This window comes from Corallococcus aberystwythensis (assembly GCF_003612165.1).
GTDB classification, from domain to species: domain Bacteria; phylum Myxococcota; class Myxococcia; order Myxococcales; family Myxococcaceae; genus Corallococcus; species Corallococcus aberystwythensis.
In genome coordinates this window covers 1-20,061 of the sequence record NZ_RAWK01000071.1, presented here as the reverse complement: position 1 = coordinate 20,061, position 20,061 = coordinate 1, and the positions used below count along the sequence as shown (strand labels likewise).

18 protein-coding genes are annotated in these 20,061 nt (G+C 68.2%); 8 read left to right on the top strand and 10 right to left on the bottom strand.

From position 1 onward, the window contains the following. Window position 1: 1 nt before the first annotated feature. Window positions 2-247 (bottom strand): hypothetical protein, encoded by a 246-nt coding sequence (locus D7W81_RS13900; protein WP_120555850.1) that lies wholly within the window; start codon window positions 245-247, stop codon window positions 2-4. Further along, window positions 244-1,386, bottom strand: coding sequence for a linalool dehydratase/isomerase domain-containing protein (locus D7W81_RS13895; protein ID WP_120555849.1), 1,143 nt, complete (start codon window positions 1,384-1,386; stop codon window positions 244-246). The genes D7W81_RS13900 and D7W81_RS13895 overlap by 4 nt, the downstream gene beginning before the upstream one ends. Window positions 1,387-1,533: 147 nt before the next feature. Between D7W81_RS13895 and D7W81_RS13890 the strand changes: the two genes are divergently transcribed. From D7W81_RS13890 to D7W81_RS13880, 3 genes are read left to right on the top strand one after another with little or no spacing between them, the layout of a single operon-like run. Beyond that, on the top strand, window positions 1,534-2,541 hold the full coding sequence (locus D7W81_RS13890) for a hypothetical protein (RefSeq protein ID WP_147445475.1): 1,008 nt from the start codon (window positions 1,534-1,536) through the stop codon (window positions 2,539-2,541). A 2-nt stretch (window positions 2,542-2,543) separates the two neighbouring features. Then, window positions 2,544-2,726, top strand: a complete 183-nt coding sequence (locus D7W81_RS13885; protein ID WP_120555847.1) for a hypothetical protein — start codon at window positions 2,544-2,546, stop codon at window positions 2,724-2,726. Between the two features lie 42 nt (window positions 2,727-2,768). Beyond that, the gene (locus D7W81_RS13880; protein ID WP_120555846.1) at window positions 2,769-3,785 is read left to right on the top strand and encodes a hypothetical protein; all 1,017 of its coding nucleotides are present in this window, start codon (window positions 2,769-2,771) and stop codon (window positions 3,783-3,785) included. Here the strand turns inward: D7W81_RS13880 and D7W81_RS13875 are convergent. The 6 genes from D7W81_RS13875 to D7W81_RS13850 form a co-directional block, all read right to left on the bottom strand. Further along, window positions 3,760-5,718 (bottom strand): putative metal-binding motif-containing protein, encoded by a 1,959-nt coding sequence (locus D7W81_RS13875; protein WP_120555845.1) that lies wholly within the window; start codon window positions 5,716-5,718, stop codon window positions 3,760-3,762. The genes D7W81_RS13880 and D7W81_RS13875 overlap by 26 nt on opposite strands. 203 nt (window positions 5,719-5,921) lie before the next feature. Further along, entirely contained in the window at window positions 5,922-6,638 is a 717-nt protein-coding gene (locus D7W81_RS13870) for a carbonic anhydrase (protein ID WP_120555844.1), read from the bottom strand. Then, window positions 6,635-8,206, bottom strand: a complete 1,572-nt coding sequence (locus tag D7W81_RS13865) for a SulP family inorganic anion transporter (protein WP_120555843.1) — start codon at window positions 8,204-8,206, stop codon at window positions 6,635-6,637. The genes D7W81_RS13870 and D7W81_RS13865 overlap by 4 nt, the downstream gene beginning before the upstream one ends. Window positions 8,207-8,385: 179 nt before the next feature. After that, a complete protein-coding gene (locus D7W81_RS13860; protein ID WP_120555842.1) occupies window positions 8,386-9,738 on the bottom strand; it encodes a sigma-54-dependent transcriptional regulator in 1,353 nt (450 codons plus the stop codon). Continuing rightward, a complete protein-coding gene (locus D7W81_RS13855; RefSeq protein ID WP_306440891.1) occupies window positions 9,735-11,273 on the bottom strand; it encodes a sensor histidine kinase in 1,539 nt (512 codons plus the stop codon). The genes D7W81_RS13860 and D7W81_RS13855 overlap by 4 nt, the downstream gene beginning before the upstream one ends. A 98-nt stretch (window positions 11,274-11,371) precedes the next feature. Beyond that, window positions 11,372-12,562 (bottom strand): hypothetical protein, encoded by a 1,191-nt coding sequence (locus tag D7W81_RS13850; RefSeq protein WP_147445474.1) that lies wholly within the window; start codon window positions 12,560-12,562, stop codon window positions 11,372-11,374. Between the two features lie 131 nt (window positions 12,563-12,693). Between D7W81_RS13850 and D7W81_RS13845 the strand changes: the two genes are divergently transcribed. From D7W81_RS13845 to D7W81_RS13830, 3 genes are all read left to right on the top strand, one after another. Beyond that, window positions 12,694-14,367, top strand: coding sequence for a DUF4082 domain-containing protein (locus D7W81_RS13845; RefSeq protein ID WP_120555839.1), 1,674 nt, complete (start codon window positions 12,694-12,696; stop codon window positions 14,365-14,367). A 54-nt stretch (window positions 14,368-14,421) separates the two neighbouring features. Continuing rightward, window positions 14,422-16,443: an endo-1,3-alpha-glucanase family glycosylhydrolase gene (locus tag D7W81_RS13840; RefSeq protein WP_158621592.1), complete on the top strand. Its 2,022-nt coding sequence runs from the start codon at window positions 14,422-14,424 to the stop codon at window positions 16,441-16,443. A 490-nt stretch (window positions 16,444-16,933) separates the two neighbouring features. Next, window positions 16,934-17,572: a glutathione S-transferase family protein gene (locus tag D7W81_RS13830; RefSeq protein ID WP_120555836.1), complete on the top strand. Its 639-nt coding sequence runs from the start codon at window positions 16,934-16,936 to the stop codon at window positions 17,570-17,572. 15 nt (window positions 17,573-17,587) lie between these two features. Here the strand turns inward: D7W81_RS13830 and D7W81_RS13825 are convergent, their stop codons facing one another. Both D7W81_RS13825 and D7W81_RS13820 read right to left on the bottom strand, forming a co-directional pair. Continuing rightward, window positions 17,588-18,130 (bottom strand): hypothetical protein, encoded by a 543-nt coding sequence (locus D7W81_RS13825; RefSeq protein ID WP_120555835.1) that lies wholly within the window; start codon window positions 18,128-18,130, stop codon window positions 17,588-17,590. Between the two features lie 122 nt (window positions 18,131-18,252). Beyond that, entirely contained in the window at window positions 18,253-18,507 is a 255-nt protein-coding gene (locus D7W81_RS13820; RefSeq protein WP_120555834.1) for a hypothetical protein, read from the bottom strand. A 227-nt stretch (window positions 18,508-18,734) separates the two neighbouring features. Between D7W81_RS13820 and D7W81_RS13815 the strand changes: the two genes are divergently transcribed. Together D7W81_RS13815 and D7W81_RS13810 are read left to right on the top strand one after the other, a co-directional pair. Beyond that, window positions 18,735-19,088 carry an EthD domain-containing protein gene (locus D7W81_RS13815; protein ID WP_120555833.1) on the top strand — a complete coding sequence of 118 codons (354 nt, stop codon included), beginning with the start codon at window positions 18,735-18,737 and terminating at the stop codon, window positions 19,086-19,088. A gap of 322 nt (window positions 19,089-19,410) precedes the next feature. Further along, a partial coding sequence (locus D7W81_RS13810) for a hypothetical protein (RefSeq protein ID WP_158621590.1) occupies window positions 19,411-20,061 on the top strand: 651 nt, incomplete at its 3' end.

Below are 20,061 nucleotides of genomic sequence, written 5' to 3'. Positions count from 1 at the left end.
CTCAATGCCTTGCACGGCGGACACGGCCCAGCATGACGTCCGCGAGCCCCGCAAGCAGCAGCGCCGGCGCCACCAGCACCGTGCCAAACCACGACAGCGCGTAGGCGACGCCGATGCCCATGCGCCAGGGACCGCCCACGACGGTCCCGGACAGCAGACCCACGGATTCACGGCCGCCTCCCAGGTGCAGCGCCAGGAAGAGCGCGCCCATCCCCAGCGCGGCCATGACGAACGGATGACGCCTCATCGGTGTGCCTCCAGGTGCGGCGCCCGCGCGAGGCGCCAGAGCGGTCCTTCGACGAGCGCATAGAGCAGCACCGCGTCCGCGAGCGGATTGCCCGCCGCGAAGCGCAGGCCGGTGTCGTCGTGCACCGGAAAGGCCGCGAAGTGGAGGCTGGTGAGCAGCCCGTCCAGCGCCTCCTCGTCATCGAACGCCGCCGCGCCCACGAGCGCGAGTCCGCTGGAGCCCGCGTTCGCGTTCACCCACGGAATGGTCGGGCCGGAGTCGATGTCCTGCACCGCCTCCGATTCGGCGGGCCACTCCCCCGCCCATGCGAAGCCCAGCGCCTGTCCCAGGAGCGCGGCGCGGGCCCGCCCGTACTGGTCGCGTGCGAAGTCCGCGTCCACCACCTGGAGCATGTGCGCCGCGAGCCACAACGTGGAGCCCTCTGGCCCGTCCTTCGTCACGCCGTCGTAGGTGAAGCTCGACACGAGCAGACCGGTCCGGCTGTCGGACAGGTGCGCCCGCGCGGAGGCCACCCACCGGCGCAGGAGCGCACCATGGTCCCGCCCGTCCACCGTGTCCGACAGCCGCAGCGCCGCGAGCGCCATCGTGTTGCAGAAGGTCCAGCCCTCGTCGGGATAGCTCTCCGCCGCGAGCACCGGCGCGCGCTCCAGCTGTCCGGCGATGAGGTCCACGCGCTCACGCAAGAGCGGCGCGTAGTCCGCGCGCGGCTCCACCAACTGGCGCGCGGCGAGCATCAGCGCCAGCTCACCGTCCACGAAGAGGCTGCGCCCGGCCGGATCCTTGAAGGGCCCCGCGTGCACGTAAGGCAGGAAGAAGGCCTCGTGCGCCTGTCGTTCGTCCCGCAGTGTCCGGGAGATGAGCGCATCCACCACGGCCAGGTGCTCCGCCTTTCGCTCGGGCTCCGACAGCGCGAGGTTCACGAACGACAGCACGGAGAAGGTGCGCACCATCAGGTCCCACTCCGGGTTCGAGCGGTGGAGCACGTCGCGCTCCGCGCTCGACGCCTGGAGCGAGAACGCGCGTTGGCGCAAGGCCAACGCCGCCGTCAGCGCCGCCCGGTCCCGGGGCAGGAACAGCCAGTGGAGCGCCGGCAGCCACACCGCCACGGCCAGCACCAGCAGCACGAGTTTGCGTCGCATGCCCGGCAGTCTCCGCCACGGACAGGGCGGCACCCTGCCCTCTCAAGCCAGACGGTCTCCCTTGCGCGTTGAACGGTCGCGGGCCTGCTCGAACCGGCCCATGAAACGCCATGTCCCAATCCGCCGGCCCCACGTGTCCCAAGGGACATGAAGACACACGGATGGACGGCGCTGACGGTGGGAGTGTTCCTGGGAGGCTGGGGCCTGGCGACGCCCCCTTCGGCGGAGGCGTGCGGGCGTCCCTTTTGCACCCGGAAGGACAGCCGCGTTCCCCTGCCGCCGGATGCAACCGTTCCAGCCAACGTGCCCGCCCTGGTCGTGGTGCCGCCTGCCTATGAATGGGTGGAGGAGCAGAGCCTGCGCCTGCGAACGGCGGACGGCTTGGACGTGGAGGCACGCCTCCTCAAGGGTCCCGACAGCAGCGGAGTCCTCGTCCCGGCGGATCCGCTCATTCCCGGAACGCGCTACCACCTCGAAGGGAGCGTCCCCTGCTCCGACGGCCACACAGGGAAACCGTTCACCGCGATGGCGGACTTCACCGCGGGCCCGAAGGCCGCGCTGCCCACGGCGACAGGCGTGCTCCAGGCGGGAGCCGAGCAGCACGGAGTCATCCGGGTCTGGGACAGCGGCGCGTCCTGCTCGTCCGAAATCCTGGGCAGCCAGGTGATGCTGGGCTTCACCCCTGCCCCCGAGCTGGTGCCCTTCCTGCCGTGGGTCCACTGGAAGCTCGAGGTGGATGGGCAGACGTGGGCCACGGCCCCGCATGGCGCGGTGGATGCCAGCGGCGGCGCCTGGCCCGCGGACGGGTTCAGGACGATGCGGGACCTGCTGACCGTCTACACGCTCTGTGGCAATGAGTCCCCCAGCCTGCCGCCCTCGGCCATGGGCCTCGCGCCCGGAACGCACGTGGCCACGCTGCGTCCGGTGCTCGAACAGTCAGGGACGGCGCTGCCCGCGCTGGAGGCCTCCTTCGAGCTGACGTGTCTTCGCATGTGCGGTTGCGCCGATGGCGGCTCCTGGCCGGTCCTCGACGCCGGCTCCGACCCGGATGAAGACCTCGCCCCGAAGGCCAAGGGGTGCTCGCAGGCCGGAGGCGGACTGTCGGTGCTGGGCGTCCTGGCAGCCCTCCGCCCCTGGCGACGCAGGACGGCGTGAGCATGTCCCATCACCCCGGGCCCGCGATGGAGGCGTCCTTCGAGCTGACGTGTCCCAAGGAAGAGCCTGAGCCCGAAGCTCCGCGGAGCGAGGGTTGCTCGCAGGTGGGCGGAGGCCTCACGGCGTTCGGGCTCCTGGCCACGCTCAGGCTCTGGCGGCGCCGGTCGCGCACGGACCGTCCCTGACGGATGTCCCATGTTCCCGGGCTCGGGTGTCTGATGGAGCAAATGCACGGACACGCTTGGACATGGGGCGCGGTGGGGATGTTCCTCCTGGGGCTGGGGGCACTCGCGCCGCCATCAGCGGAGGCCTGCGCCGCGCCCAACTGCCTCATCGACGTCCGCTTCCCGCTCCCCGAGGACGGCGGCACGGTCCCCGCGAACGTCCCCGGGCTGGTGGTGAGGCCGCCGCTGCTGGAGAGCACGGATGTCTCCACCCTCAAGCTGCTCCAGGCGGATGGCACGCCGGTGCCCTTCACGTTGGCGAATGGCGGCCGCACGACGCATGTCTTGGTCCCGAAGACGCCGCTCGTGCCGGGCACGCAGTACCGCATCGAGGCAAAGGGCATCTGCCAGTACCGGGAGACGCAGACACAATCCGCGGCCTTCACCGCGGGCCCGGAGCTGCCCCTGCCCACGACGCTGGGCACGCTGAGCGTGGACGCGTCGAGCCGGGGTGAGTTCCCGGTGTACGGAGATTCGAACTGCGGAAGCACGCAGGAGGGCGACTCCACGGAGCTGCGCTTCACCCCGTCACCGGAGCTGGTGCCGTTCCTGCCCTGGGTGCGCTGGGAGGTGGAGGTGGACGGCCAGCCCTGGTCGTTCAGCAATCACCACGGGCTGACCGCGACGGGCACGGACAACTACGAGAGCCACCGCTACGAGTACAACCGGCCACTGCTGTTCCTCTACACGGTCTGCACGCCGTACAACCCGGCGCCGCCCGGCCTGGGCCTCACGCCCGGGCGCCACCAGGCGACGCTCAAGGGAACACTGGAGCGCGCGAACCTCACGCTGCCGCCGCTGAGCGTGGACTTCGAGCTGAGCTGCGCCACGCAATCCGTGGACGCGGGCACGCCGGATGGAGGAAGCACCGGCGACGACGGCGGCACCCCGAACAAGGAGCCCACCCCGTCCAAGGGTGGCTGTACCCAAACGGGAGGAGGCCTGACGGTGCTGGGCCTCCTCGCCACGCTGCGGCTCTGGCGCGGCCGCCTCTTCAGGGCGTCGGCGGGGGAGCCGTGAAGCTCACGATGGTGCTGCCGTTGCCCACGGCACCAATGCGAGTGGGTGAAAGGCCATCAAGCGAGAGCAGTTCGGTTCCCCCTTGATACTCGATGGTCCACCCGGAGCCATTGTAGAAGTGGATGTCCCCTTCAGCGGTGGCGACGTAGATGCCCTTCTCACTGAAGGCGAGCACGTCTCGAATGGCGATCGTCGTTGTTCCATTGGCTTCGGTGAGGGGGGGCAGGGCAGTCCAGACGCCTCCACTCCTCTTGAAGACCAGTCCATTATCGCCTGCCGCGTAGGCGAATCGGCCATCCGTCACATGGATGCCCTTGAGGGACCCGTCGAAGGTTCCGCCCAGGGATTCCGGCTTCCACGTGGAAGTAGCCGTGTCATAGCGATAGGCAACTGCCTTGGTATTGGCATCCGCACCCACGGCCAGCAACGTCCCCTCGGACTGGGCACCATCGATCGCACGAAGGTTGTCGGGAACAGTGCCGAAATCAGAGAGGTTCTCATTGGCTGGACTGTAAGGTGGCTTCCACTTGAAAGTCTTTCCACCACTTGAAACCGCATAGACAGTGGCTTCGACGCCGGAACTCTCAATCCCCGTAATGCCGTAGAGCGACGGCGAACCAGGCACATCCGTTGCGAAACACGGCGCAGTGGGGTTGTCGGGGCGACGGGTCATTATCTCTCCTGACACGGCGACGGCGAAAACGCGTCCGTCCGCAGCTGCCCATACCGCCTTCCAATCTTTCTTGCAGGAAGCATCCGGATACAGCGTCGACGTGCCCGCCGTGTTGTCCAGATGGACGAGCTTGTTCTTGCCGACGATCCATCCCTTTCGCCCCTCATCGTAAAGGGCGATGCCCGTCAGGTTCTCGTTTCCTTCAACCCCTGCGTTTGTCGTCCAGGCGAGAGTGCCGCACCCCTCGTCCGGGACACCGGAGCAGTTGTTGTCCAGCCGGTCGCAGGCCTCCGTCAGCCCAGTCCGGACGTAGACCGAGCTCTCATCGCAGTCCTCTGACGTGGAGATACTGCCAGCCACAGGCGACTTACAGAACATCCCCACGGCCTGTCCCTTGGAACCGTCGCCGTCGTCGTCCACGAACCAGGTCACCGGATTCTGCCCTGCGGATCGCACACAGGTATTCTGGCTCTGAGTGGCACATGCATACGTGCCATCGCACTTGAGCTCGTCCTCGCAACCATTGCCGATGTCGAAGCGCTCATCGGTCATGCCATTGCAATTCTCATCCACGCCATCGCAACGGGACTCCGACGGGCCTGGTTTGATGAACGCGTCGTTGTCGTTGCAGTCGGTGTTGTCAGTCACGAGCCCTGCACGCGGGAAACAAGACTGCACCAGGGCGCCTCCGAAGCCGTCCCCATCCACGTCCGCGTAGAAGGTCTTGATGTCGGTCGCGTCCGACTCTTCACCAACGCAGTTGTCGTCCTTGTTGTTGCACACCTCCGTGGCACCGGGATTCACGGCGATATCGCTGTCCAAGCAGTCGGTGCCCGGAATGCCGCCTTCGACGCTGACGTCGCTGAAGTAGCCGTCCCCGTCCGCATCGGTGGCCTTCACGTCGAAGGCCACGTCCAGCGTGCCCTTCTCAGGAACCCGCGCCTGCGACACCTGCGCCTCGCCCACCCCGGAGCCCGTGCATTCGCGCTCATACAGCTGGGTGGTCACGCTCAGCACGCGGCCCCAGTCCTTCTGCCGGAACACCGCCACCGATACGGTGCCCGGCGTCTTGCCGGGGATCGCCACGTCGACGCTGTTCGTGTGCTGCGCGTCGTCCACGTCCGTGGCGGTCACCTTGACGCATCCGCGAGTGAAGCCGCTGTAGCCGACGGTGACGTTCAGCGCTCCAGCCTTCGAATCGTCCTTCTTACAACCCGCCAAGACGGAGCCGCACAGCACTGCGATCAGGAATATACGCATGGGGCGGACATTCTCGGGCGCGCCCCTGACCCGGGCAAGACGCACCGAAGAGAAACCGCACCTACACGCGCTCAAACCCCCGGCGCCACAGGGAGTTTTCCGCCGCGTCGTGGGCCGGAACTTGCGTCCCCGAGGCCCGGCATGACGCGGGTGAGCCCCGGCGATCCGCGCAGCACGCAGGATCGCCGAGGCCCGGTGCCACCTTACTGGACGGCGCGGAGACCCTGCTGCTCTTCAGCGCCCTGTGCGGACGCGTCGCTCAGCGCCGTCAGGAGCCGCTCGCCCTCGGTCTCGTCGATGGGGACGAAGCGGCCGAGGTCCTCCCGGTAGGCGTGAACCTGCGCCGCCCCGATGTCGAACCACCAGCCGTGCAGCCGCAGCGTTCCCGCCGCGAGCCGCTCGCGCACGATGGGGTAGGTCTTCAGGTGCTCGAGCTGCTCGAGGACGTTCAGCTGGGAGAGGCGGTCCGCATCCGGCAGTCCCGCGCCCACCTGGGTGTTCTCCTTCAGCGCCTTGAGCGAGGGCGTTCCGTGCGCGAGCCACTTCTCGAGGTTCGGCGCGCCGTCCACGACGCCTCCGGCCAGGATCGCCTTCATCGCGCCGCAGCTCGAGTGTCCGCAGACAACGACGTCCTCGATGGGCAGGAAGCCCAGGGAGAACTCGATCGCCGCCGCCTCCGAACGGTCCGCAGTGTTCTGTCCGTCGAGCGTAGCGGGCGGAACGAGGTTGCCCACGTTGCGCACGGTGAAGAGGTCACCGGGGTCCGTGGACACGAGCAGGTTCGGCACCACGCGGCTGTCCGAGCAGCTGATGAAGAGGCAATCAGGAGACTGCCCCTTCGCGAGCCTCGCGAAGGTCGCCCGGTACGAGGGCAGCGTGTGACGCCGGAAATCGAGCAGACCTCTGATGAGCTTCTTCACTGCGCACCTCCGGAAGCGAGAGACGAAACGTGATGAACGGGGGAGGAAGAGGAAACAGCAGCAGTCCCTGGAGCAGGGGCGGAACGCGCGCTACGCCGGCTCCAGACATCCTCGAGCGGCTCCATGTGCACGGTGCCGCCCGTCTTGCGATGCGTGTCAGCCCAGCTCTCGAGCGCCTCGAAGCCGGAGTGGTCGAGCGTGTTCACCGCCACGTCCACCTCCACCTTGGAGCCCGAGGGAATCTTCGCGAGCGCCGTCGACAGCTTCGGCACCCCGACGAACGTCAGCGCTCCGCTGATGCTGACCTGGTGAACGCCATTGACGGCCTGGGTCTCCACGCGCACCTGGCCGAGCTGCCACAGGAGCCGGAGGATGGCGGCGCCGAGCCCCAGCCCGATGCCCGCCAGCAGGTTGATGCCCACCACACCGAACACGGTGATGAGGTAGACGGGCAGCTCGCCCCGGTGCCGGAGCTCCCGGATGTGGGCGAGGTTCACGAGCTTCAGGCCCACGTGCACGAGCAGGCCGGCGAGCACCGTCAGCGGCACGTAGGCCGCGAGGCTCCCCAGCAGGGTCACGAAGGCGAGCATCCACACCGAATGAAGCACCGCCGACCAGCGCGTCTTCGCGCCGGCATTGATGTTCGCCGCGCTGCGCACGATGACGCCGGTGATGGGCAGACCACCGACCAGACCGGAGAGGGTGTTCGCCACGCCCTGCGCGAGCAGCTCGCGGTCGAGGTTCGCCCGCGGGCCCGTGTGGAGCTTGTCGGTCGCCACCGCGCTCAAGAGCGACTCGGCGCTCGCCACGAGGGCGAGGGACAGCACGGCCACGAAGAAGGCGCCCCACATGGACCCTTCAGGGAGGGAAGGCAACTGGATGGCCGACAGCGCATCCGCCGCCAGCTGCACCCGCTTCACGTCCGCGTTCATCACCGCCGCGACCACGGTCCCACCCACGACCGCCACCAGCGGCCCCGGGACCTTCTTCAGCTTCCCGTTCGGCAGGAACTGCCACGCGATGAGGACTCCCAGCGTCAGCAGGCCCAGCAGCGTGGCCGGCCCATGAAGGTCGGCGATCTGCCCGGGCAGCTCCCGGATGTTGTTCCAGGCATTGCTCTGCGGAGAGCCACCGAGAACGATGTGGACCTGCCCCAGCACGATGAGGATGCCGATGCCCGCGAGCATTCCGTGAATCACGGCCGGCGAGATGGCGAGCGCTGAACGCGCCACCTTCAGCACGCCGAGCGCCACCTGCACGAGCCCCGCGGCGGCCACCGCCGCGCACGTCACGGCGAAGCCCAGCTGCTGGATGAAGCCAAAGACCATGACCGCGAGGCCGGCCGCGGGGCCGCTCACGAGCAGCGGCACGCCACCCAGGAGGCCCACCACGGTGCCGCCCACGATGCCCGCGATGAGGCCCGCCATGATGGGCGCTCCCGAGGCAAGCGCGATGCCCATACAGAGGGGCAGGGCCACCAGGAACACCACCAGCGAAGCAGGCAAATCCGAGGCGAGGATCGCCTTCAGCGAGGGCCTCTCCTCCGCAGCTTTTCCACTCGAATTCATTGCTTGAGCTCTCCTGTCATCTGCCGAACCGGAAAAGGGCTCGAAGTGACAGGAGGCCTACGCAAGCGTCGTGCCGGACCGTTTCGGGCCCTTCCCGCCTGGGGCCGGGCGCGCCAGGACCCGGGGATGAAAGAAACTTGAAGCCCTCGGCTCAGGCGATGAAAGACTTTTTAAGTCCTTCACTCCGTGGGAGGGGTCTCCTCCAGGCGGCGGAGAAAGGTCGGATAGGACAGGCCCAGGACGCGGGCCGCCTCCATGCGCCTGCCTCCAAGCTGCTCGAGCACGTGCCGCACATAGAGCCGCTCCACTTCATCGAGCGGCCGGGGTGGGCCTGAGACGGAGAAGGCGTTGGGGTCGGCCGATGCCGGCGCGCCGCCCCCCTTGGCGAGCGACTGCAGCTCGAGCGTGGGCCCGCCCTCCAGCACGAGCGCTCGCTCGAGCACGTTGCGCAGCTCCCGGACATTGCCGGGGAAGGGATAGCTCAGCAGGCGCTCCTCCGCGGCGGCGGAGAAGGGAACCGGGCGTCGGCCGAGCTCCGAGCAGAGCTCCAGCACGAGCGTCCGTGCGAGCGGCAGCACATCCTCGCGGCGCTCGCGCAAGGGGGGCACGTCCACCCGGAACACGGCGAGCCGGAAGAGGAGGTCCTCGCGAAAGTGCCCGGCGGCGACCTCCGCTTCGAGGTTCTTGTTGGTGGCCGCCACGATGCGGGCGGTGCTCGTGAGCTCCGTCGTGCCACCGAGCCGCCGGAAGGCCCCCTTGTCGAGAAACGTGAGCAGCTTCGCCTGGAGCGCGAGCGGCAGCTCGCCCACCTCGTCGAGAAAGAGCAGCCCATCGCTCGCGAGCTCCACGAGCCCGCGCCTCGCCGTCTTCGCATCCGTGAAGGCGCCGCGCTCGTGTCCGAAGAGCTCGCTCTCCATCATCGTGGCCGGAAGCGCGGCGCAGTTGATCTGCACGAAGGCGCCCTGCTTCTGGCGCAAGGCGTGGAGATGGCGGGCGAGCACCGCCTTCCCGGTCCCGGTCTCCCCGAGCAGCAGGACGGGGCTTCGCGGAGTGGTGGCGATCCGCTCCAGCATCTCCAGGGTTTGCTGCATCGCCGGCGAGCGGGACTCCGCCATCCGATGCTGTCCTTCGAGGACGCTCTCGGCCTGGCGCAGCCGCTCCTGGAGCTGGAGGTCGCTTGCCGCGCGGCGTGCGCGCATCACCAGGTCGTCAATCTCGACCGGTTTGCTCAGGTAGTCGCGAGCCCCCGCCCGGATGGCTTCGACAGCGCTCTCGATGTCGCCGTGCGCGGTCACCATCAGCACGACGGTCGCCGGAAGCTGGGCCCGCAGCTCGGGCAGGAAGACGAGCCCATCTCCGTCCGGCAGCCTTCGGTCCAGCACGACGAGGTCAGGCGCCTCGGCGGCGAGCGCGGCGCGGGTCTCATGCAGCGAGCGCGCAACCCGGACGCGAAAGCCCTCCTGGCTCAGCATGGAGGCCGCGAGCGAGGAGAAGGTCCTGTCGTCATCGACGAGCAGCAGGGAGGTGCTCATGAAGCCATTTTCTCAAGCGGAAGGCGAACCGTGAAGCGGCTGCCTCCGGGCACGCGTGTGTAGGAAACGCTTCCTCCATCATGCGCACGGATGGCCGTGCGCACCATCGGCAGCCCGAGCCCGATGCCCTTCGAGCGGCCCACCGCGAAGGGCTCCCAGAGCCGCGGCTCGAAGGCCGGGGGCACTCCTCCCGCGTTGTCCTCCACGACGAACACCACCTCCGCGCCTTCGCGCAGGAGCCGGACCTCGACGCGGGGTGTGGGCTGCTGGCCCGTATCATGGGCCACGGCGCCGGCTTCGACGGCGTTGCGCATGAGGTTGTCGACAGCGGAGACCAGCAGCGTCGGGTCCCCCTTCACGAAGAGCCCCTCCTGCAGCGTGGTCTCGATAGTGACATCCGCGGCTTCCGGCAGGAGCCTCACGGCCTGGAGCGCGTCCTGGACGAGCAGGTGCATCTCGCAGCTGCGCCGCTGCGTGGACTGGGGGGAGGCGAAGCTCAGCAATGAGCGGGCAAGGTGGCCGAGCCGGTCCGCCTGGGAACGCAGCGCCTGGACGGGCAAGGCCGTTTCCCCGCCCTTCGCGCGAATCATGCTGAGCGCGGCCTGCATGCTGTTGAGCGCGTTCTTCACCTCGTGGGCGATGAGCGAGGAGGCCGTGCCCAGCGCCGCCATCGTCTCCTGGCGCCGCAGCTGTTCCTCGGCGGCCACCAGCGAACGGTAGGAGCGGCGCAAGAGCAGCGTGAAGAGAAGGAGCACTCCGCCCAGCAGCGCGGTGTGAAAGCCGAGCTGGCCGAGGTAGCGGCTCTTGAGCAGCTCGCGGTCCCGCGCCTCGTCCTCGAGCACGGCGAGCAGCATGCCGGTTCCGGGAACGAGCGCCGCCGCGCCGAGCAGCCGCGTGCCTCCGAGCGTGACAGCCCGGGGAGCGTCCACCAGCGGGCGCAGGCGTGTGGCGAGCTCCCGCTGGCGCAGGAGTGGCGGGGGCGTTGCCGGGAGGAGGAGCCGGCCGCGCTCGCCGAGCAGGGCGACCAGGGACTCGTTCGTCCCGCGTGGGGTCGGTAGCAGCTCGCTCGCCGTCGCGAGCTCGCCCACGAGGAGGCCCACGACCCGCTCGTCGCGCACGATGGGGACCGCGACCGCGATGAGCCCTCCGCCTTCTTCGTCCAGCAGCCCGACCGACGCGACCCGCTCTTCCACCATCCGTTGGAACCACACGCGCGAGGCGAGCGGTGTGCGCCCGAGCGGCATGTTCACCGGGTCGCTCCACATTCGCTTGCCGTCCAGGGCCACCAGCGCGACGCCCCCCGAGAAGAGAGACGTGTGACCAAAGGCATTCTCGAGGAGCGCGATCTCGGGTCCTCCCGCGCCATCCTCGGGTCTGAGCGACGGGTGCTCCGCGAGCCGTTGCAGCTCCGAGCGCAGCAGTCCCAGGTGTGCGCCCAGAGCCTGGGCCTGGAGGCCCGCGCGGTCCGCCAGGTGAACGAGGAGCTCGCCCTCCGCCGCCTTCACGTCCGCCTGGTAGGTCACGAAGGGACTCACGAGGGCGGCGCCCCAGAGGAGCATCAGACCGACCACGGCGGACCGGCCCGCTTTTCTCTGCGTGCGAAGCAGCTCGCCCGGTGGGGGCACGAGTGAGGTCAGGGAGGGATGGGCCGGAGGCGGCGACATGCGCCCATCATCAACACACTGTCGCCAACGGCTCCAGGGTCGCGGAGCGCGCGCTCCAGCAGCGCCCAGGGCACCGTCTTCCGGGGGCCCGACGCTTCCCCGTCGAAAGGCTCGATCAGCAGGCCTGCCTTCGTCACCGCGCGCGCCCGGTATGCATCCGGGTTGAACGTCGCCGTGCGATCCAGGTCCAGGTGCCACGCGGCTCCTGACTTCACGTCGATGGCCAGGAGCGAGAAGCCGGGGTCCAGCGCGCCGGGCGACTTCAGCCAGGCCCGGCCCCCGTGCATCCCCAGCCACTGCAAGCCACCCTCGGACGCCGCGAGCCATGCCGCGCAGTGACGCTTCGGCAGCTCCAGCACCACATACGACGCCTTCTGGATGGCGCGGCTCGGACTGGAGAAGAAGCGCAGCCGCTCCGTGCCTGCCTCGCGCACCGCATCCGCACGGACGCAGCAGTCGCCCCGGTGGACCGAATAGAAGCGACCCGAGCTCACGAACCCCTCCGGCGCGCCGATGGAGTCCTCCTCCTTGTCGGCGAAGACGTGCGACTCGGCCCATGACAGTGATTGCGCCACGGGGGGCCCGGCCAGCCATCGTGGAGGCGGCTGCGCCACGGCGCGCACGATGAACGAGGCCGGGGGCGTCTTCGCTCCTCGGGTGGGCTCGGGAGCATCCTCTTCCCCATCCCCATCCGAGGCCTCCTCCCACTTCGGTGGCAGGGGCGCCAGTCCCGGAGCGATGGAGGCCTGATGCTCGGGCTTCTTCGGATCGCGCCGGGTACCGCCCAGCCATGACAGCAGCAGCTCGCGCTCGGGGTCCGTGGGGGGCTGTCCCGGACGGTGGAGGACCTGGGCCGAGCACTCCGGGTGGCCCCCCGCGCAATCCATCTGGAGGGCCAGGGTCCGGCACGTCTTCGGAACGATGAGCCACCGCCGCTCCGTCACGTACCTGCCGGAGCCCGAGGGGCCATTCTTTTCATAGAAACGGACGGCCCGGCCTGCTGGGGTCTCCACGAACTCCGCCGTCGTGCCATCGACTGCATCCAGGACGGCGGGCCGTGCGCAGGAAGCCACCGCCGCGCGAGCCTCGGAACCGGCCGCCGCGCCCGCGTCTGGCGCCGATGCCACGACAGCGACAGTCAGGAAGAGGGGGAAGCCCATCCCCCCGCCCTACCCCCCGGATGTCGGTGCGTCAATTGGCGAGGAACCCAGGCCTTTCGTGCATTTCTTGTTTCCATGAATCACGGCTCGCGCATTAGCTACCCGAAAGAAATCCTTCGGAGGCAGTGCCCATGAGCGTTCGGAGTCTTGCAGCGGTCCTATTCATCGTGGTGTCCGCCTGTTCCGCCGGCACCGTGGACGATTTCACGATTGCCAGTGAGCCCCAGGCACTCGAGGCGGGCGAGGTCTCGCTCTTCCTCGACTCGGCCCTCCCCACCATCGCGATGGACAGCGATACCGGCGCGGTGGAGCTGGGGATGAAGTTCCGCGTGTCCGTCCCGGGCACCGTCCGCGGCGTGCGCTTCTTCAAGGGCGGGGCCCAGAACGCCGGCCCGCACCGCGTGAGCCTGTGGAGCCGGGCGGGCGCGAAGCTCGCGGAGGCGACCTCCACGAGCGAGACGACGACGGGTTGGCAGACGGTGCGCTTCGCCACCCCCATCACCGTCACCGCGGGGACCACCTATGTCGTGTCGTACTACGCGGCGGCCGGGCGGTATGGCGCCACCGTGGGCGGCTTCACCGCGGAGAAGTCACGCGGCCCCATCCGCGGACTCGCGTCAGGCGTGGACGGGGTCAACGGCGTCTATCGCTATGGCGGCGGCTTCCCGACGCAGGGCTTCCAGAACACCGACTACGCCGTGGATGTGGTCTTCCTTCCGGACAGCACCGAGCCTCCGCCGGACACCCAGGCGCCGACCGCACCCTCGGGACTCGTCGCGTCCCCAGCGTCCGCGAGCGCCATCAACCTCGGCTGGAATGCCTCCACGGACAATGTCGGCGTCACGGCCTACGACGTCTTCCGTGATGGCGTGAAGATCGCCTCCACGGCGAGCCGCACCTACGCGGACACCGGCCTCACTGCGGCCACGACGTACGGCTACCGGGTGAAGGCGCGCGATGCCGCAGGCAACCTCAGCGCCAACTCGAACGCCGTCACGGCGACGACCGGCTCCAACCCGCCAGCTGGCGGCTTTCCGAACGCGAGCACGACGGGCGTGCCGGTGGGAACGCAGCTCACGCCCTACACCGGGCCGTGCACTGTCACCGTGGCCAACACGGTCATCGACGCCAAGACCGTGAACTGCGACCTCAACATTCGCGCGGCGGGCGTCATCATCCGCAACTCGAAGATCAACGGGAGCGTCGCCACCGACGAGAACTCCACCGGCTTCTCCTTCACCCTCACCGACTCCCACGTCGACGCGGGTGACCGCATCGCCACGGGGGTGGGTGCCGTGAACTTCACCGCCATCCGCGTGCACGTGCAGGGCGGCAATCGCTCCATGCACTGCTGGCACGACTGCGAGATTCGCGACTCCTACGTCCATGGGCAGATGACGGACGAGACAGGGACCGCGCACGAGTCCGGCATCCGGATGGGCCGCAATGTCATCCTCCGGCACAACACCATCACCTGCGACGCACCGGACGTGCCGCCCGACGCGGGCTGCTCGGCGGGGCTCACCGGCTATGGCGACTTCGCCCCGGTGGAGAACAACCTGGTGGAGAACAACTTCTTCCCCGGCACGACGGGCGGCTTCTGCGCCTATGGCGGGTCGTCCCAGGGCAAGCCGTACTCGGGCGCAACGAACAACATCCGCTTCATCGGCAACGTCTTCGGCCGCGGCCAGAGCGGGCGCTGTGGCTACTACGGGGCCATCACCAGCTTCGATACCTCGGAGCCGGGGAACGTCTGGTCCAACAACACCTGGGAGGACGGAACGGTCCTCCCTCCGTCGAACTGAACAACCACTCGTCATTCTGAACGGAGCCTCTGGATGCAACCGGCGATTCACAACTTGAAGAGCACATGGAAGGCCCTGTCCCTGGGGCTGCTGGCCGCGTGGATGGGCTGTGGTGGGGATCCACTCCAGGAGCCCCTGGATTCGCGGCAGGACGCGCTCGTGGACGGCTACAACCTCGTCGTCATGGGCGTGAGCCCGGCCACGGTGGCCCCGAGCAGCGCCGTCACCTTCAGCGCGACCATCAAGAACGAGGGGAACGTCGCGACGCCCGCGGGCATCGTCCACGGCCTCTCCTTCTGGGTGAACGGCACGCAGGTGTCGTGGTCGGACACGCACACGGGCTCCATCGCGCCGGGGGCCAGCGTCACGCTCACCTCCAACTCCGGCCCCGCGGGGACGAAGCTGTGGACCGCGCCGGCCACGGCGGGGGCCCACACGCTCCTGGCGCATGTGGATGACATCAACCGCCTGCCGGCGGAGACCAACGAGAGCGACAACCAGTACAGCGTCCCGCTGAGCGTGACGGCCGCCGCGACCTGCTCGGACCGGGTGCGCAACGGCACCGAGACGGGAGTCGACTGCGGGCCGGACTGTGGCCCGTGTGAGTGGCCGTTCACCGCGGTGCCGCGCACCACGCTCCGGAACTCGGCGAAGCGGGTGTATGCGCACTGGCACTACTACCCGGTGTCCTTGGACAACACCAACCCGACGTCCAACGACTACTACGAGCGCGCCTACATCGCGGTGAATGGCGAGGGCGGAACCCACGCGGCCTACGGCGGCATGATGCGGGAGCGGCCGCTCCCGAGACTGCCCCGCACGGAGACGGACTGGCGGCTTCGCGACGCGAAGGACGAAATCGAGCTCGCGGCGAGGATTGGCATCGACGGGTTCTATCTGAACCTGTGGACCGACAGCGACGTGAACAACGGCGCGGTGTGGACGCGGGCGAAGACGATTGCCGATGCGGCCTCGCAGTCCGGGGGCTTCGACATCGTCCCCAACTTCGACATGACGATTCTGGGGACGGGGAGCCAGTCCGGGGACCAATCCCTGATGATTCGCATCCTGGGCCAGCTGAAGAGCTACTCAGCGCTCCTGCGGCGGCCGGATGGAAAGTATGTCGTTGGCCTGTTCAATCCCGCCGCGCAGGGCCGGACGGCGGCATTCTATGCCACCGTGAAGCAGCGCGCGTCGGCGGAGCTGGGCATGAGCCTGTACCTGGTGCCCGTCTTCCTTGGCACGGGGAGCACGGCGCTCTTCGAGGAATACAAGAGCGTGGGGGATGCCTACGCCGGGTGGGGAACGGCCGTCCCGGTGACGACGGCGGGGTACTCCGGGAGCCTGAAGACGAAGGCGGCCGGGTACGGGAAGCCGTGGATCCACCCGATGAGCAGCCAGGACTTCCGGCCCAAGGACAAGGCCTTCTGGGAGGCGCGCAACTCACTGACGCTCCGCTCCATCTGGGAGAACGTGATTGCGGACGGCCTGGACGAAGTCCAGATCGTCACCTGGAACGACCAGCACGAGCACCACAACATCCGGCCGTCGACGGGGAAGCAGTGGCCCGCGTACGACATGACCGCGTACTACATCCAGTGGTTCAAGACGGGCACGCGGCCGACCATCGAGCGCGACGTGCTGTATTACAACCACCGCATCCACCGTCAGTCCCTCGTGCCCACGACCCAGACGTCAGCGAACCTCGCGGTGTGCAAGGCAGGGTGCCCGGCGACGAACGACGTGGAGCTGGTGGGCTTCCTCACGTCGGCGGGCCGGCTCGAAGTCACGCAGGGCACGACGACCTACGGTGAGGACAAGACAGCGGGCGGCGTGCAGGCCCTCCGGACGGCGTTGGCGGTGGGGACGCCAACCTTCCGGTTGAAGCGCTCGGGAGCCACCGTGGTGCAGTTCCAGAGCATGCACCCTGTCGTGGGCTCCATCGCGTACCAGGACCTGCTGTACCGCGCCGGAAGCTCGGCCCGCGCGGCGCTCCCGTCCTGCACGGCCTCCTGTACCAACGGCGAGGCCCGCTGCCGGCTGTGCCCCGGCGAGCCCATGTGGCTGAAGCGCTGACCCGGTGATTTCAGTGCCCGAAGCGCATGGCTTCGGGCACTGGATTTGGAACCGCTGTATCCTTGCTGACTCCCCGGGGGGGCGTCATGAATCGGATGAGGATGTTCGCGATTGCCGTTGCGGTCCTCCTTGCTGGAGCGGCAGTGGCCGTTGTTGTGCTTCGAGGCCGCACAGACGACTTTGCCTCCGCCCTGGAGCAGCGCCCGGGGTGCTGGGTGAAGGTGCAGTCATCGGAGCCGGGGAAGTGCCCTCACGGCGTTGGTCGCATCTACAAGGGTGAGTGCTACATGGCCAACTGGGCTGCCTGCTCGAAGAGTTACTGAAGGGCCGGCCCATGTTCTGGACCCGGCGTCCGAGCTGCTGCGCCACCACCCACGAGCCACAGCGTGGGTGCGCGGCGGCTTCCTCGAACCCTGAGCGGTTCTTTGGGCCCGACAAGAAGCCCAACAAGACCCGCACGCTCCCTCCGCGCGCGAATTAGGATGCGCGCATGCTCAAGGTCTATGGCTTCTCCCGAGTGAACAAGATGGCCCATGGCAAGACCCGCGACCTGCGCGTGCTGTGGGCGCTGGAGGAGATGGGGCTGCCGTACGAGGTCGTGGGAATCGATCATCCGCAGCGTGGCCTCGATACGCCCGCGTATCGCGCGCTCAATCCGTTCGGACAGATTCCGGTGATCGACGACGACGGCGTGGTCGTCACCGAATCGGGCGCCATCCTGCTCTACCTCGCCCGCAGGAGCGGCAAGCTGATGCCGCGCGACCTCGCCGGCGAAGCGCAGGTGCTGCGCTGGTGCGTCGCGGCGCTGAACACGATTGAAGTCCCGGTCCTGACCGCGTGGTTCGTCGACCTGAACGGCGGCAAGGGCACCCAGGCAAGCAATGCGCTTCACCAGTGGGGGAGCATGCGCCTGAAGCAGCTCGACGGCTGGCTCGCGGGCAGGGAGTTCATCGCGACCGACGAGTTCACCGTCGCGGACCTCTTGATGACGCATGTGCTGGGGGCCGGCACCGACGAGAGCGTCGTCAAGGACCATCCCCATGTGCTCGCCTTCCAGAAGCGCTGCATCGCGCGCCCGGCCTGGAAGAAGGCGTTCGACGCCTACTGCGACCGCGTCGAAGCGGCCTGAGCGCGGAGCGGAAGCCTAAAGCCTACAGTCCAGCCACGCGAAGAACGCGGCATGGGCGGTGACTGCTTCGGGGGGGATGTTTCCGACGGAGCGCTGGAAGCAGTAATAGGACTTGAGCTGCTGATCCGCGGCCTTCGTCCGCGGGCCCAGGAGCACTTCGAGCGGCTTCACCTTCAGGGTCTCGAGTTCCTCCTTCCGCAGCGGCCGTACGCCCTGGACTCCGTGAGACGTGAGCCGGGTGTCCAGGCGGGTGAGCTCCAGCTTCTGGCCCTGCGCCGACCAGGTGACTCTGGCCCAGGTGGGGCCAACGAACTCCCCGTCCCGCAGGCGCATGGGATTCATGCCTCTCGCGTACGCATAGAATGCAAACGCCGGCTCCACGAGGGGCCACGTCATGGGAAGCGGGTCGCTGAGGCGGGTATTCCAGCTGATGAACCCGGCGTCGGCTGGATTCCCCCGCTTCGTATCCACGGACTCCTTCCAGGTCTTTTCGGCCGTGGCCCTGACGCTGGCGACGATGGCCACGGTCTCGAGGGGCGGGTGGTCCGGCAGGCTCATGCGCTCTCCATGGGAGCACAAGTGCGCCGGGGCGCCCTCGTGCGGTGCCAGCGTACCGCGAGCCTCCGTCAGGCCGCGAGGGTGCGCAGGGAGCCGTATGGCCCCCTGCGCTGATTACATCCTCAGAGCGGCTCCCAGCCGTTCTCGGTGCAATAGCCGACGAACTCGTCGGACGTGTACTGGGTGTACGTCCCCACGAGATGATATTGGACGTAGCGAAAGCCACACTCGGGATAGATGTGCCCGACCACCGTCGTGTGGGTGGCATCGCTGTAGAGCGTCGTCACGTAAGCAGCTTCCCGGTAGCTGGCGCTGGCCGGGCTGGCGCTCAGGAAGACGGACGCGACAGCGAGAGAGGTCAAGATCCGCGTTGCCATTGTTTTCTCCATGGATGGACTGGATGCCTGTTTGTTCGTGCGAGAGGGCTGACTGCCCACCGGCACGAGCCGTGAGTAAAGCCGTGCAGGAAGAGCAAATCCAGAGCGCAGGAGAAATGGGGACGCAGCAGCGCTGGTGCGGATGACCCTTTTCGTGCCGGGTCCGTGAGCTGACGCAGTACGTTCGGACGGAGGATGACGTCAATCCCTTCCGATGGAGTCACGACATGGTGAAGGTGTTTGCCTTTCTCACGAAGAAGCAGGGACTCGAGACGCAGGCCTTCATCGACTACTACGAGAAGAACCACGTGCCGCTGGTCTGCGGCCTGGCGCCCCCGCCCATCGTCTACAAACGCAACTTCCTGGTGCGGGGCGATGCGCTGAACATGGAAGACAGCTCCATCGACTTCGACGTCATCACCGAGCTGGTGTTCCCCGACCGGGAGGCCTTCCATGCCTGGGGGGCTCTGCTCTTCGCTCCTTCCAATGGTGACGCGATCGCCAAGGACGAAGAGAATTTCCTCGAACGCTCACGGACCCGGGCCTACGTCGTCGATGAGCGCGTGACGACCTCGGGGTGACCGGTGGCCTCGGCGCCAGGGGGCAGGACGCCCACCCCCTGGCGGTCTGCCAGGGATTCTCGGGAGCCGTGAGAGGAGGACCTGTCTGGTCGGGTGGAGCGCGCGTGTCCGGTTTCCATCGCGAGACGGGCCTTGGGTCCCAATCCCTGTCGCTGGAGTTCAAATGACTCGTCTGTGAGTCCAATCGCGCCCGGCCGCCCTGCTTGTATTGTCTCGGAAATCTCGATTGTCGGGGCTGCCCATGTACAGACAGGGGTTGTTTGTTGAGCGTCAGGGGCGAAGGGCCATGCTTTCGCTCATGGCGGTGTTGTTGGGGGCCCCCATGCTCATTCCCCTCGAAGCGCGGGCCCTGGAACAGGGGCGGCTCCAGACGGCGGTGCGCTCCGCGCTGCGGCTCTACAACGACCTCGAATACGAACGGGCGATGGAACAGCTTTCCCTCGCCAGGCGCTATTCAACGGGGGCAGCGGACGACGTGCTCCTGTCGCTCTACGAGGGCGTCATCCTGGCGGATCTCGGCAAGGCGGAGGCGTCCTCCTCGGCCTTCAAGACGGCCCTCCTGCTTCAGCCGGGGGTGACGCTGCCGGTGGAGGTCTCGCCCAAGGTGGCGCGAAGGTTCGAGGAGGTGCGGCGGCAGGTGCGGCGCGAACTGGCGGAGCAGGAGGCGCGCGCCAGCGTGGTCGTGGATGCGCAGGCCGCTCCCGTGGCGCAGCCGTCCCCGCCGCCGGTCGAGTCCGCGTCCCAGGCCGCCCCCGACCTCCAGCCCGTGCCCTTGTCTCCCAGCGCGGAGGTGTCCGGGAGCAACGGCTTGCAGGGGCATGCGTGGCTTCCCGCGACGATAGGTGGGGTGTTGCTGGTGGGAGGTGGGGTGGCCGTCCTGCAAGCACGGAGCGAACGGACCGGGCTCCGGAGCAACGACCCAGGTATCGCGACCCTTCAGGACGTGGACCGGAGCGTGGCGCGAGGACAGGCC

What these genes read in the sequence shown, in the direction of transcription:
- D7W81_RS13900 (WP_120555850.1), bottom strand. Translation starts at nt 247, where the DNA reads ATGAGGCGTCATCCGTTCGTCATGGCCGCGCTGGGGATGGGCGCGCTC.
- D7W81_RS13895 (WP_120555849.1), bottom strand. Translation starts at nt 1,386, where the DNA reads ATGCGACGCAAACTCGTGCTGCTGGTGCTGGCCGTGGCGGTGTGGCTG.
- D7W81_RS13890 (WP_147445475.1), top strand. Translation starts at nt 1,534, where the DNA reads ATGAAGACACACGGATGGACGGCGCTGACGGTGGGAGTGTTCCTGGGA.
- D7W81_RS13885 (WP_120555847.1), top strand. Translation starts at nt 2,544, where the DNA reads ATGTCCCATCACCCCGGGCCCGCGATGGAGGCGTCCTTCGAGCTGACG.
- D7W81_RS13880 (WP_120555846.1), top strand. Translation starts at nt 2,769, where the DNA reads ATGCACGGACACGCTTGGACATGGGGCGCGGTGGGGATGTTCCTCCTG.
- D7W81_RS13875 (WP_120555845.1), bottom strand. Translation starts at nt 5,718, where the DNA reads ATGCGTATATTCCTGATCGCAGTGCTGTGCGGCTCCGTCTTGGCGGGT.
- D7W81_RS13865 (WP_120555843.1), bottom strand. Translation starts at nt 8,206, where the DNA reads ATGAATTCGAGTGGAAAAGCTGCGGAGGAGAGGCCCTCGCTGAAGGCG.
- D7W81_RS13860 (WP_120555842.1), bottom strand. Translation starts at nt 9,738, where the DNA reads ATGAGCACCTCCCTGCTGCTCGTCGATGACGACAGGACCTTCTCCTCG.
- D7W81_RS13850 (WP_147445474.1), bottom strand. Translation starts at nt 12,562, where the DNA reads ATGGGCTTCCCCCTCTTCCTGACTGTCGCTGTCGTGGCATCGGCGCCA.
- D7W81_RS13845 (WP_120555839.1), top strand. Translation starts at nt 12,694, where the DNA reads ATGAGCGTTCGGAGTCTTGCAGCGGTCCTATTCATCGTGGTGTCCGCC.
- D7W81_RS13830 (WP_120555836.1), top strand. Translation starts at nt 16,934, where the DNA reads ATGCTCAAGGTCTATGGCTTCTCCCGAGTGAACAAGATGGCCCATGGC.
- D7W81_RS13825 (WP_120555835.1), bottom strand. Translation starts at nt 18,130, where the DNA reads ATGAGCCTGCCGGACCACCCGCCCCTCGAGACCGTGGCCATCGTCGCC.
- D7W81_RS13820 (WP_120555834.1), bottom strand. Translation starts at nt 18,507, where the DNA reads ATGGCAACGCGGATCTTGACCTCTCTCGCTGTCGCGTCCGTCTTCCTG.
- D7W81_RS13815 (WP_120555833.1), top strand. Translation starts at nt 18,735, where the DNA reads ATGGTGAAGGTGTTTGCCTTTCTCACGAAGAAGCAGGGACTCGAGACG.